The sequence below is a fragment of the Streptococcus sp. KHUD_017 genome (assembly GCF_054861245.1).
In genome coordinates, this window is sequence record NZ_CM142175.1 from 160339 (window position 1) to 174292 (window position 13954).

A 13954-nucleotide genomic window follows, 5' to 3' on the forward strand; every position below is an offset into this window, starting at 1 on the left:
GTCTTACATGGATCAAGAAAAAGTCAGTCATTCTCTGGCGTTAAAAGGGAAAATTACCCTGGAGATGACGATACAAGCTCTGTATGCCCTCGCAAAAGCCCATTATGACAAGAAACAACATAAGGTGGCAAATCAAACTTTTGAAGGGGAGACACGTTTTAATGACTTTATGACCACAAAATCAAAAAAAGATGTAGAGAAGTTATTAAATAGTGAAGTTCACTTGGCTAAGTTGAAGTATTACCTGGAGGAGTATAAGGTAGGTTTTACTTATCATCAAAAAGATGGTGCAACCTATCTCTTCTTTGAAACAAAAAATCGTACCTTGGTAGAAAAGGCTCTCAAAGAGATGTTAGCAGACATCACGAAAAGTCCAGAAAAATTGGAAGAGTTTGCGAAAAAGGTGCTGAAGAAACCACATGAAATGACTCCTGAAGATAAAATCAATTACTATAAGACAAATAAGGTCTATAAGGGAATGATGCCAGTAGTTACGAAGGAGATTGGAAAGGAGAAAGCACGATGATTAGAAAACCTATATGGCCCTACTTGGTGGTGGGGCTATTTTCATTTGTTATTTTCCAGTCCTTTTACCATTACTACCAACTTTCGACTGCAGCAGTACCTTTTATGGGAATGTTGCGACTTCGTTGGTTGCTAGAACACTGGGAACGCTTCTCTTTTGGGGTTTTCTTTGATTCAGGAGCCTTATATGCAGGGTTAATTGGATTCGGTCTTCCAATGCTTGTCTATGCTTCTATTGATAAGAATTTATATCGTCAGGGAGAAGAACAAGGTAGTGCTCGTTTTGCGACTTTGAAGGAAATGAGACGGTTTGAAGACGTTGATTTTGAGAAGAATATGATTTTTTCAAAACAAGTCAAAATGGGCCTATTTAACTTTCGCTTAGCCTACAATGTCCAGCTCAATAAAAATGTGATTGTCATTGGTCTTCCAGGAGACGGTAAAACCTTTACTTTTGTATTGCCAAATTTAATGCAGATGAACTCAAACTTTGTTGTGACAGATCCTAAAGGAAACCTGGTACACGAAGTTGGGAAGATGCTTGAGAAAGCTGGCTATGCTGTTAAAATCTTTGACTTGATTCGACTCAAGAATTCAGATCGGTTTAATCCTTTTCATTACATGAAGTCTGAGCTAGATATTGATCGTATCTCTGAAGCAATTACTGAGGGAACGAAGAAGAGTGAGCATACAGGAGAAGACTTCTGGGTTCAAGCAGAGTTGATGCTGCAACGTGCATTGATTGGTTACCTCTATTTTGACTCTAAGGATCCTGAAACTGGAGTCCAGTTATATATGCCAAATCTGGGCCACGTTGCGGATCTATTAAGAAATATGTATCGAGAGGACCCAGATGTACCAAGCCCTGTTGAGCAAATGTTTGAAGAACTGAACGAACATCAACCTAACAACTATGCTTATAAGCAGTGGAAATTATTCCAAAACTTTAGAGGTGAGACAAGAAACAGTGTGGTAGCTATTTTGTCTTCTCGCTATTCTATCTTTGATCATGAAGATGTACGAAACTTGATCAGTGAGGATACCATGGAAATGGATACCTGGAATACGAAAAAGACAGCCGTTTTTATTGCTATTCCTGAAACCAATAACGCCTTTAATTTTCTTTCCTCAATCTTATTTGCGATTGGTTTTGAGGTTCTCACACATAAGGCTGATGATATCTTACAAGGTAAAGTACCTGGCTACAGTAGAAAAAATCTTCGCCACATTCAGTTTATCTTCGACGAGTTTGCGCAAATTGGCCGTATTCCAAACTTCGCCCAGGTTCTCTCTTCGATTCGTAGTCGTGAGATGTCTATTAAGATTATTATTCAAGCTGTCAATCAGCTAGAATCACTATATAAAAGCGATTGGAAGACAATTTTTAATAACTGTGCTACTCACCTATTTTTAGGGACAAATGACAAGGATACGATGGAATACTATTCCACAAGGTCAGGTAAGCAGACTATACGCACTCGATCCACTTCAAAATCGCATAGTTATCGGAACGGATCCTCAAGTGAAAATAAACAAATTCAAGGTCGTCCCCTTCTAACTCCAGATGAAGTCGCAAGAATTGGGGTAGAAGAAGGATTGGTCTTTATTTCTAAACAGAATGTCTTCAGAGATAAAAAAGCAAGTGTCTATGATCATCCTAGAAAGGCTGAGATTGCAAGTTCTCCTGAAGACAAAGAAAACTGGTACGAATACACTCGAAAAGGAACAGACATCGATGGCTTGCTTTTATATGCCAACGATTTGACACCGCAGCTAAAAGAATTATTCGTGGCCTAACATACAGAAAGGACAGTAGGATGGAAACACCTAAAACACAAATAGGATACCTGGAGAGTATCTCGCAGGTTCTAGCATTAAAGCTAGAAAATTTAGCCACAGAACGTTATGCTATTTGGCAACTACTTAAACAGGCAGATGAGGAGACTTTTTATCAATTAGCTCCTCATCTTTTTGTGACAACAAGTCAGGAAGATCCATTAGTTGTTAATGAACTAGAAGCAACTTCTGAAGGTTATCTTTTATTCAAGGAATTGGTCGAGGAGGAAATAGGATGGTTTTAACAAAAGCACTGGCAAAATCGCTGGATATTTTAGAAGTAGCTCGTAGCCTTGGAATGGAGATGAAGCGAAAGTCGCATCGAGAGTATTATTGGGCCGAGCATGACTCATTTAAGATTGATACTGTGAAAAATACCTGGCATTGGTATTCTCAAAACCTCTTTGGCGATACTATCAATCTCGTACAGCAAATGCAAAATGTCAGCTATAAGGAAGCCATGGTATTCTTAGAGACAGGTTCCTTCCCTGAAGCAAAACCAGTAGAGGAAGAACGTAAACCTTTCAACTATACACTAGCACCTTATGAGCAACCATTTGTGGAGGCGAGAACCTATCTCAAGGAGATTAGAGGTCTCTCTGATGATACAATCGACTTCTTCCTAGAAAAGGGAGTATTAGCCCAAGCTAAACGTAAGGATAAAGATGGTGTTATAGAAGATGTCTTGGTTTTTAAATACTTGGACAGAAATCAGCAACTGGTAGGGGCGAGCCTTCAGGGACTTGTTCCTGATCAAGAACGTCATCCTGGCAAAGGATACTTGAAACAAATCATGTATCAATCAGAAGCTATCAGCGGATTAAACGTTTCTATAGGGTCTCCTAAACGTTTAATTGTAACGGAGGCACCCATTGACCTTATGAGCTATTATGAGCTTCATAAGGGCGAATTAAACGATGTTCGACTGGTTGCGATGGAAGGATTGAAAGAGGGAGTATTATCCCACTATGTTCTTGAAATTTTACAGGAGCGAGGGGATATTTCTATGGATGAAAGGGATTATACCAAGTCTAGTGAGCTAGCACGTACCTCAAGATTCTTATCTGTTGCAGCGGAAACTTCCACACTTTTCCAAGATCACAAATATGATGATCTTATCACGCTGGCAGTTGATCGTGATAAAGCAGGTACAGACTTTATGACGAAACTACGGGAGAAAAAAATCCCAGTTGTCGATGCAAGACCACCAAAACGTGAAGGCCAGGAGAAGACAGACTGGAATGAAATCCTGAAGCAGGAAAAACAGCTGGAGCAAACGGAGGAAATTCAAGCATCAAGTAACTTTCCTGATACCAGCCACCTCTCTCCTGAAGATGCAACATGGTTGAAGGAAAACTGGAATAATATAGGTTTTTCAGTAGAGCCTAGAAAACAAATGATCATTGATTCGGACAAAACAGTGACCTTTGAAAAACCTTCCAATCCTTTTGGAAGTGATAGGGAGCCAAAAAAACAAATTCAGAGCACAGAAAAAGCTCCTGAGAACTCCCAGGAGCAAATGAATGATAGGACCAGTGGTGGCACGGGTTCTTTACAGCCTAAAGCTGAAGGCAGTACCTCACCTGTACTTGAAACAAGTACCTTTGAGCAAACTGTTACCAGTCACCCGACATCATCCTATCCTTACTTACAGTTTAGCACAAATTATGATAAAGTGCAACGGAGAATAGCGAATTATCATCCGATTACACCAGCAGATTTAAGACGATTAAATCAATATGCGCCGTCTATCCAAAGTACAGCGTTCTGGTATTTAAATGAACTGGCTGACAGTAAGATCAGCTTTGTTTATGCGGATCATGGAGAGGAGAATGTGCTTCAGGTGACTTTTCAAAAGGATAACTTTATCCATCTTTCAGGGATCAGACCTTTTGAAGAGGGAAAGGGAGCAGCAAATTTCCTAGATGATATTGCAAATGGTCGGGGGCATTATGACGGTATGTTGATTAGTAATGCAATTAAGGATAAATTGCAGGTTCTTCCTATGTTGCGTGATATTTTAGATCCACATTCTTTTGTTTTAGATGATTTGAGCAGTGTTGAAAAGCTTCACAATATCAATATGAGTGAAGCTATTAAAGCAAAAGATGAAGATTTCTTACTACTGTTTAAAGATATTGGAGATGAAAAAATTCCAGCCTCTCTTATGAAACTCAAGGGAGAGCTTGAAACTAACGTTAAATTGTTGGATGAAAAAATCATTCTCGGTGTTTATAGAGAAAGAGATGGACACATTGAGCAACTTTCAATCAATGAGAAATATGTTAAAGACAAAGGTGCGAAAATGCTATCAGTTTTGAAGAATAAACAGTATGAAGAAGTTTCTAAAGAAATTGAACAAACTCCAGAGAACACACTGAATAAACCCCTACTTGATTCGGCTACGTTTACTCAAGTCTTAGATACTGTCTATAATTTAGGTGTGCCAGGTGATATCTCAAAAACTCCAGAAGAATTTCATCAAGCCTGGAATCAGTATCTTGACTATGCAAAACAGCACAATGATAATTTTGATCAGATTGTTGCTGCAGCTGGTGCAGATCATCTCCTAGATACAAATTCAGATTTTTATAAAGAATGGCAACAAGATCACATCTATAAGGATAACTACCATGTACGTCTTCAATGGGCTGAGGAGCGACCAGATGGGCCTAAATTGCCATTTAAAGAAACCGAGCTGATATCTTATCAAGATTTCGCTAGGGAGCTATATAAGGCCAACCAGAGCTTTTATCCGTTACATCAGGAAGGGCTAAAACAAGTGACTGGTGGTCATCCAGAAGGCTACATCGCTCCAACTAAGATTCAGTTTAGTATCTATGCTCCTGATGGTGAACTGATCCAGGATGGCATCCGTTACTATATTGGGGATGAGATTAACCCAATCGCTCATAAAGAAAGACTTGGTACACGAGAAATGAGAGAGTACCCAGAATTGATGAAGATAGATGGAGCCATATTCACTCCGTATCATCTGGAGAGATTGGCGAGTGAGTTAGATATTTCTCAGTTTAGTTACGCTTTGGAAGATACTCCTTACGCAGAACAACTTTTATCTCAAGTACCTTACGGAGTGTTAGAAAATAGTCCGATTGGTTTTTCGGATAGTAGTCATGATAGTCGTCTAGGATTTATTTCTTTTGATGGAATGGATAGTGTTGAGACCGAAAATCTATCTGCTTGGTTTGAGAAGTTGGGTGTCAAGGACTCACCTATGGAACAAGTAGCTCTTGTAGAAAAATGGCAAAAAGAGATTAAAGATTTATCAGAAAAAGTTGAACAAACTATCGAAAACATTCGAGATGAATTTGAAAAAACACAAGAGGAAGAAATCAAACTAGAAGAACAAGACCACAACAAACAGGAGTTGAAACGTGATGCGGATGCTGACGGAGTTTCTGATGATGAGGAGTTGCTGCAGGGAACAAATCCGTATGATTTTAGATCGAAACCAGGTTCTAAACCAGATGTCGAGGAGGGGCTACAAGCGGAAGAAGTTGTTTTAGCAGCTGGTAGTCTTGCAGTCGCAGATTTAACTCAAAATACAGATATAGGACTATACATTCGATTTAATTGGAGTGAAAACAAGGCTATTCGAGATAGGTTTGAAGAAGATGAACTAGTACCATACGAAGAATTTATAGAAATTCTATATTTTGAAAATGAGCGTTTAAGACCTGAAGGAAATGGATATTATAAAACCAGTTTTGATATTGAAAATGAAAAAGGAGAAAGTTATACATTCGGTATAAGATACGATATAGGATCTGAACTATACCCACTTTCTGAGATGATGGATGAAAGATTTTCAGAGGAATATATAGAATATGCTAGTAAATTAGATAAAAAAGCTATAGAAAAGGTTCAATCTGAATTAGATGAAACTAAAAATAATCGGAAAGAAATAATAGATGCCGACGAGGAGCTAAAAGCTGAAGAAGTTGTTTTAGCAACTAGCAGTCTTGCAGTCGCAGATTTTATTCAAAATAAAGATATGGCAGGATTAAGCCGTCATCTTAAAGAAGGAATTAAGGAGTTCCTGGACTCAGATAAGTACAAAGACTATCTAACGAAAATGAGTCAACTAAATAATTATTCTAATCGCAACTTACGCTTAATTCTTGCACAAAATCCTGAAGCAAGGCAAGTAGCTTCTTTCAAACAGTGGAAAGAAAACTTTGGCCGTCATGTAAAAAAGGGCGAGAAGGCTTTACGTATTTTTAAACCTATGACGAAGATCAAAAAGGATGAGAATAACCAACCAATATTGGATAAAAACGGGAAACCAGAAACAGTTACATTCTTTGGTTTAGTACCAGTTTTTGATGTTAGTCAGACAGAAGGAAAGGAGATGCCAAAAGCTGCAGAAGTTAAAGAACAGCTGACTGATTTGGACTATGCGAATCTTTACCGTGCCCTGATGACTATTGCGAAAGAAAATGATGTATCAGTTCGATTTGAAGAGATGGAAAATAATAAGCACGGATATTATTCTGTCCCAGAAAATCAAATTGTTTTGCGTAGTAATGAGATGAACAAGGCCCAAATTATTAAAACTTTCTTACATGAAATGGCTCATGCAGAGTTGCATCATGCAGATAATCCTCAGAAGGAAAATCTAACTAGAAGCACAGCTGAACTTCAGGCTGAAAGTGTCGCTTATGTTGTTTCTTCATACTATGGTATTGATACGTCAGAGTACTCTTTTAACTATCTATCTGGGTGGTCTGCTGATAAGGAGACACTTGCTGATTTAGAAGCACAGTTGGATATTGTCCAACAAGAAGCTAAAAGTTTAATGGTTCGGATGGATCAAGCATTGGAACAATTAAGATTGAGTCAGGAGAAACAAACGAAGCGTAGTTTTGAACAAAAACTGGAGAAGTTTAAAGATCAGAGCAAGCAGGCTGTCGAAGATCACAAGCAGGAGTTGAAAGAAGATGCACAATCAAAAAAAGAGAAGGGTTTCTCGAAATGACCGAACGGGACACCCCAAATAAACCCAAGGTCAAATTAAAAACAAATCATCATCAAGGAGGACAACACTCATGACTAATGAACAAGAAGAACAACTGATCATCATCCTTTCAGACTTTATTCCAATCATGGATGGAGACAGAGTTCAAGGAGTATCGCCAAACGCTAAAGACTTGACTCGCCAAAAAGTTCTGGAGCAACTAGAGGAAGAACAGTCTCAACTACCTGAAGGAGATCCTGCTCTTTTGGAGTGGGAAGAAGAAAATATTGAGCTACTCAAGATGATTACAGATGAAGAATTTCAAGCTGTACTCACAGAAAAAATCTTACTGACAGAAATACAAATTGGGCAGTCGATTTTCCAGCCTCTAACTGCTCAACAACTTTCTGTCCTAGCTGAAAAGTTACAAGGTCAGAAAGAAAAAAGTGTAGAAAATAGTGATAAGCAATCATCTATTTTCAAAAACATCTTCAGTTGGTTGCGATAAATTGTTAGAGGTTGTACTCCAAAAGATATAGGAAAGGGGCTTGGGGATTTCCCCAAAACTGAGAAAATCAAGAAGGAAAACTACAAGGTTCTCCTTCTCTGATTTTTTTAAATTTCGCAAATGGATATCCATTTGCTACGCTTGCCACAAGGAAGTCAGGTGCTGATGCCTGGTCAGAAAATGCCAGAGACTTTGAGAGAAAGAGGATAAAAAAAGTAATGCAGAAACGAGAAAATAGAAAACGCTATATACAAAAATTGATACGACTAACACCAGAGGAAGATCGTCAAATTAAAACTGCGATGGCTCAAATGGGAGTTCCATCTTTTCAATACTATGCGAAGAATCAATTGGTGCAAGGGAAGGTGGTTCAAATTGATTTTTCCGAATTGAAAGACCTTCGAGTTGCTATCAATCGAGTGGGTACGAACATCAACCAAATTGCCAAACATGCCAATGAAAATCAAGGAGTTACGCCAGAGGAAGTGGCACAAGTCATTGACTATCTATCTGAGTTGAAAGAGATGGTGGCTGTCAAACTTTCTAGTGCGGAGAAGAAAAGTTTACAGGAACGAAAAGCGAAAACAATAAGGACGTATGACGAATGGTAGTAATCAAAACACCCAAACAAATTAAAACTCCTTCCAATTTAAAAATAGCTGTACGCTATATTCTGAATGAAGCGAAAACTCTTGTATCAGAAACTGCAGAAAGTGATCTTGATTTTCCTCTTGTCTATCATAATGGTGAGCTTCAAATGAAGCTAGTATCTGGAAATGGGATCTCTGATTTTAGTGTAGCAGATGAAGAAATGGTCATGACAAAATTAGCTGCAGCCTTTAAAAAAGGAGATGATGACTTGAAAGAATTATCTTCAGGAAAACAAGTATTAGCTCATCACATTATCCAGTCTTTTTCTCCAGATGATAACTTGACTCCTGAGCAGGTTCATGAAATTGGCCGTCAAACGATGTTAGAATTGACAGGTGGAAATTATGAGTTTGTGATCGCAACCCACACGGATAAAGATCATCTTCATAACCATATCATACTTAATACCACCAATACCTCAACGCTCAAGAAATTTCGCTGGGAAAAGAAAACCTTGAAAAATTTGAGAGCCATTTCGGACAAACATGCGGCACGATATGGCGCTAAAATTATTGAGCCTACTATGAAAAATTCTTATACAAAGTATTCTGCTTGGCGGAGACAAAATAATTATCGGTTTGAAATCAAGGAACGTCTTGATTTTCTTCTGAAGCACTCTTTGTCGTTAGAAGATTTCAAACAAAAGGCAGCTGCGCTTAATCTTCAGATTGATTTCTCTGGAAAATTTGTGAAGTATAAATTGCTCGATCAGCCCCAACAAAGAAATGTCCGAGATGATACATTATCGAAGAAAGGACTCTATTCTCTTGAAAAAATAAAAGAGAGAATTTCTAAGAATCAGTTAGTTTTTGATGTGGAGGAATTGAAAGAACAATATCAAGAATCAAAAGAAAAAACGGCAAATGATTTTGAATTGAAATTGGAAGTGGAATCCTGGCAGGTCGAGCAAGAAAGCAAGCAAGGCATTTACGTGCAGATGGATGTGGGAGCTTTAAATAGTGGTACAATTTTAATACCTTCTCATAAAGTTGATAAAAATGAGGATGGAAATTATACCATCTATATCAAAGAGAAAGACTATTTTTATTTTCTCAATCCTGATCAATCTCAAAAAAATAGGTACATGATGGGCTTGACTGTCGCAAGGCAATTGGCCAAACAAAATGGAGAAACACTTGTAACTAAAAACGCTCAAATTTCCTCTATGCGTGAACTGATTAAGGAATATAATTTCTTAGTCGAGCACGGCGTGACAGATGGAACACAATTTCAACATCTGGAGGAGCGCTTTAATGAAAAGATAGAGGCTACCCAGGAAGAATTAAGACAGCTAGATGAGCGACTGGGACGTTATCATAAAATTGAAGGAGCACTTTTAGCCATCCAGCAATCTCCAGAAAATAGTCTTGCGGCGGTACAACTATTGGATGATTTAGGAGTTCCAAAAGATATGGGACTGGAAGATGTCAGTCAACTGATCAAACAATTCCAAATTGAAAAAGGAGCCTTACAAGAGTTCTTTGACGATACTCTAAAACATTACACAGATTATAGAGATATTAAGGAGCACGTGCGTAGTCGTGAAGAGAAAGTTGACCGACGATTTGAGGATGAAAAAGTCTTGTAGAAGTTTCTGATGTTTTTAATCTAGTCATGATTTCAGTACAGAGAGAACAGTTCTCTTTACATTTGGAGAGATAACCTTTTCTAGGAATTGCTGGCGAAAGGGAAGGAGAAACTTCATTATAAAAATAATTATAAATATAATTATAAACATATTGACAAATATAATTATAGTGATATAATAGAAATATAGAAAAACAGGAGGATATCAAATGAAGATTATCACATTTGCTGCTATTAAAGGCGGTGTTGGAAAAACAACTTTAACTTTTAATTATGGAGAATGGCTGGCTAAGAAAGGTCATAAGATTCTCTTTATAGATTTAGACCATCAGTGTAATTTGACTCAGTGCTACAATATTTACGAAAGTAAGAATACGATTGCGAATGCCTTCAAAGGAGGCGACGTGGATATTAAGCAAGTCAAGGAAAATATCAGTCTAATTCCAGGTTCGGTGCAACTTGACACGGTGGAACGAGATCTGGAGAACAGCGATAAGAAAAATATGCTACTTTATCTTTGGTTAGAGGATAACTACGAAAAGAAGAAGTTGGATCAGTTTGACTATATCTTGATTGATTGTAGACCAGACTTTGCGACAGCTACTAAAAATGCTGTTGCGGTCAGTCACGCAATCATTAGTCCTTTGACTCCTTCAGAGTTTGGTTATAATGCCAAATTCAATCTATCAACTCGGTTAGAAGCATTCAGAAAGGATGTAATTGACTATCGTACAAGGGAATCATACATTACTGCTGAGTTATATTTCTTAGCAAATATGATTCGACCAAACTATGGATCATCAAGAGAATTACTGGAAGCCCTGGGACTTGAAGCTAAAGAAAAAGGAACAGATAACCTTCTAGGAATTGTACCAGCAAAAGAGTTATTCAATCATTCCACGATTGATAAGATCTCTATTGCAGATATGGAGGAGAATCCTGAACTTTATCAAAAACACAAAAAGTTTTTCACTGAGCTGGAGCAGACTTTTTTAAAAATTTATGATACAATATAATTATATTTATAAACACAAATACATTTATAAATATAATTAGAAGGAGATTGTCATGGCATTCACACCAAAAGAAAAAGAGATTTCGCAGATTATCGAAGCAACCCATCAACCTGAGCAGATTTCTGATTTAGCTAGCTTTGAAAGTTTTGAACGTAAGAAACAATTTCAGTTTACTTTAAAACCAAGCAATCGGAGAAAATTGGATAAAATTGCCAAAGCAGCTGGCGCAAAGTCTGCATCAGATTACCTTGATAAACTAATCGAAAGTTTATCATTATAAATATAATTATACTTATAATCAAACAACCTTCCCAATAAGGGAAGGCTTTTATTTTTGCTGACAAAAAACATTTGAACCTCTGAACTAAAATCTTTATACTTTTTATTATGATTTCAGTACAATAGAGAGTATGTTTAGATTTGATGAAAAAGAATTTGTCGCAGAACTAGATCGCAAACGTGAGCAGCAATTCCTGAAGCGAGTAAGAGATTATGACGAGAAGATAGCTCCCTCCATGAGACAGAAGGGGTATAAAAGGATAGATAGTATAGAGAGGACGGTTGTCTTTACATTTGGAGAAATAACCTTTTCTAGAAATCGCTGGCGCAAGGGAAAGAGAACCTGTTATCCCGTAGATGAGTGGCTAGGATTAGAAAAGTATATACGTTATTCTCCTGAGTTGATTTTTCACATTGCAAAACACGCTTCTGTTTTATCCTACCGTGAAGTTTGTCGAACAGTTAAGATGGCTTATCGTCTAGAGATAACAAAGGATGCTGTGTTGAAGTCTGTAAAAATGGCAGGTAGACTCTTTTCAGAGAGGGAACGCTATCGACTTTTTAGATGCGATGAGCAACCGAAAAAAATCCAGGCAGAAAAAATCTACCTGGAGGGGGATGGTGTGCTAGTTAAGACAACATCAAGTAATGATGAACGGCGTAATACAGACTTAGCACATTTTCTGATTCATACAGGAGCAAAGAAGATTGGAAAGAATCGGTATGTACTGGAGAATAAGCATGAAATTATCCATACAAGCCATGAACAAGCAAAGGAAGAATTGATAGACTATCTCTACAATCATTTTGAGATTACTGACCAAACTATACTTATCACAAATTCGGATAATGGTAAAGGATATACTCGAAGAATATTTCAAGAAATTAAGAAGGTCTTACGAATTAAACGTCACGAGCATTTTTGGGATGCTTATCATGTCAATGAAGAACTAAAAAGATTCCTGAAGCCATACCCATCTACGCTACTTAATCTGGCTTTTAAGGCTATCCAAAATCACAATAGGGGCCAGCTTCAGACCGTACTAGATACAGTCGAATCTCTCATAGATAGTCAGGAGTCTCTTGATAATTTTTACAATTTTCGCAAGAAATTGTTAAGAAATTTCTGTGATACTAGATCGCCTAAACTAAGAGGGTTGTCCTCTCGTGGTATTGGTGTAATGGAGAGCCAGCACAGAAAGGTCACTTATCGCATGAAACATCGAGGAATGTATTGGTCCATCGAAGGAGCTTGTACTATGTCCAGGATGATTCTTATTGAACGAATTGATAAGCTATATGAGCTATTTTTTGGAGCTTGGAGACAAGAGTACGAAGAATTTAGGGTAACGGGACTAGGTGCAGGATTTCGTATTAACCATAGGCCACACGGAGCCGTTATCAGAAAAAGAGGACATAAATGATGTAAAAAGGCAGACAAAAGCCTCTAAAAAAAGAGAATTTTTAGAGGTGTTTTTGTCATGTTTTTATGCAAAACAGTTGCTTTTTTGTCTAATGTGTGTTACAATAATAAAGTAAATAAAAACGAAAAAGGTGTAGAAGCAGCAACTCCTACACCACCGATTAAGACAAACACACACTTTGCTTAATCAGTCAAACAATATTGTAGCATAAATAGTGCAATATAGTCAAGGGCTGGGGTAAAGTGAGGAACTTTTTCCAGTTTTTTTTGTCTGAAAAATCTCGCTTTATTATTGAGTTATAAGGATATTTGATTGTTCCCAAAAATTTAGACACAAACAAGTCTTCCAATTCCCTTGCCAAAATGGAGAAAGTGTGATAACATAGTACGGTATGTGGTGCTAGCACATCCGCTATATTAGATCTAATAGGAGGAAAACACAATGGCTAAAGTATGTTACTTTACAGGTCGTAAGACTGTATCAGGAAACAACCGTTCACACGCGATGAACCAAACTAAACGTGCCGTAAAACCAAACCTTCAAAAAGTTACTGTTCTTATCGATGGTAAACCTAAAAAAGTTTGGGCTTCAGCTCGTGCTTTGAAATCAGGAAAAGTAGAACGCGTTTAATAAACATGAAAAGACCTAATAGGTCTTTTTCTTTTGCTCGAAAGCTGAAATCATTTGAAAAATCAAGCAAATATCCGATGATACATCATTCTGCTTTTACAGTTGGGCTGAAATATGATAAAATAGAGTATCAACTATTTGAGGTAAAAAAAATGACTGTAAAAATTAATACAAAAGATGGTCAAGTCGAACTGACAGATGATGTGATCGCTACTGTCGTAGGTGGTGCAGCAACTGAAATTTTTGGTGTAGTCGGTATGGCTAGTAAAAATGCCCTCAAAGATAATTTCCAAGCCCTTCTTGGTAAGGAAAATTATTCAAAAGGTGTAGTCGTTAAAGCAGCTGAAGACGGTAGTATTGCAGTTGATGTATATACTGTATTGAGCTACGGTACAAAAATCAGTGAAGTTTCAAAAAACATCCAAGAGCGTGTTCGCTTTAGTTTAGAGAACCAACTTGGAATCACTGCGCAAACTGTGAATGTCTACATTCAAAATATCAAAGTTGTAGGAGAATAATC

General features: G+C 37.6%; 12 protein-coding genes. All 12 read left to right on the plus strand.

Annotated elements, in window-relative coordinates:
- Positions 1 to 7: 7 nt before the first annotated feature.
- Positions 8 to 526, plus strand: a complete 519-nt coding sequence (locus ACVAMZ_RS00790; RefSeq protein WP_461684750.1) for a hypothetical protein — start codon at positions 8 to 10, stop codon at positions 524 to 526.
- Positions 523 to 2322, plus strand: a complete 1800-nt coding sequence (locus tag ACVAMZ_RS00795; protein ID WP_461684751.1) for a VirD4-like conjugal transfer protein, CD1115 family — start codon at positions 523 to 525, stop codon at positions 2320 to 2322. The genes ACVAMZ_RS00790 and ACVAMZ_RS00795 overlap by 4 nt, the downstream gene beginning before the upstream one ends.
- A 20-nt stretch (positions 2323 to 2342) precedes the next feature.
- Positions 2343 to 2606, plus strand: coding sequence for a hypothetical protein (locus ACVAMZ_RS00800; protein WP_461684752.1), 264 nt, complete (start codon positions 2343 to 2345; stop codon positions 2604 to 2606).
- Positions 2597 to 7360 carry a PBECR4 domain-containing protein gene (locus tag ACVAMZ_RS00805; RefSeq protein ID WP_461684753.1) on the plus strand — a complete coding sequence of 1588 codons (4764 nt, stop codon included), beginning with the start codon at positions 2597 to 2599 and terminating at the stop codon, positions 7358 to 7360. The genes ACVAMZ_RS00800 and ACVAMZ_RS00805 overlap by 10 nt, the downstream gene beginning before the upstream one ends.
- 70 nt (positions 7361 to 7430) lie before the next feature.
- A complete protein-coding gene (locus tag ACVAMZ_RS00810) occupies positions 7431 to 7847 on the plus strand; it encodes a hypothetical protein (RefSeq protein ID WP_042768467.1) in 417 nt (138 codons plus the stop codon).
- A gap of 218 nt (positions 7848 to 8065) precedes the next feature.
- A complete protein-coding gene (gene mobC, locus ACVAMZ_RS00815) occupies positions 8066 to 8458 on the plus strand; it encodes a plasmid mobilization relaxosome protein MobC (protein ID WP_461684754.1) in 393 nt (130 codons plus the stop codon).
- Entirely contained in the window at positions 8452 to 10086 is a 1635-nt protein-coding gene (locus tag ACVAMZ_RS00820; RefSeq protein ID WP_461684755.1) for a relaxase/mobilization nuclease domain-containing protein, read from the plus strand. Before mobC ends, ACVAMZ_RS00820 begins: the two co-directional genes overlap by 7 nt.
- 208 nt (positions 10087 to 10294) lie before the next feature.
- The gene (locus ACVAMZ_RS00825; protein ID WP_461684756.1) at positions 10295 to 11101 is read left to right on the plus strand and encodes a ParA family protein; all 807 of its coding nucleotides are present in this window, start codon (positions 10295 to 10297) and stop codon (positions 11099 to 11101) included.
- Between the two features lie 52 nt (positions 11102 to 11153).
- A complete protein-coding gene (locus ACVAMZ_RS00830; protein ID WP_461684757.1) occupies positions 11154 to 11381 on the plus strand; it encodes a hypothetical protein in 228 nt (75 codons plus the stop codon).
- A gap of 130 nt (positions 11382 to 11511) precedes the next feature.
- Positions 11512 to 12804 (plus strand): ISLre2 family transposase, encoded by a 1293-nt coding sequence (locus ACVAMZ_RS00835; protein WP_461684758.1) that lies wholly within the window; start codon positions 11512 to 11514, stop codon positions 12802 to 12804.
- 441 nt (positions 12805 to 13245) lie between these two features.
- Positions 13246 to 13434 (plus strand): 50S ribosomal protein L28, encoded by a 189-nt coding sequence (gene rpmB, locus ACVAMZ_RS00840; RefSeq protein WP_001140948.1) that lies wholly within the window; start codon positions 13246 to 13248, stop codon positions 13432 to 13434.
- Positions 13435 to 13586: 152 nt separating this feature from the next.
- Positions 13587 to 13952 (plus strand): Asp23/Gls24 family envelope stress response protein, encoded by a 366-nt coding sequence (locus tag ACVAMZ_RS00845; protein ID WP_000216443.1) that lies wholly within the window; start codon positions 13587 to 13589, stop codon positions 13950 to 13952.
- Positions 13953 to 13954 lie beyond the last annotated feature (2 nt).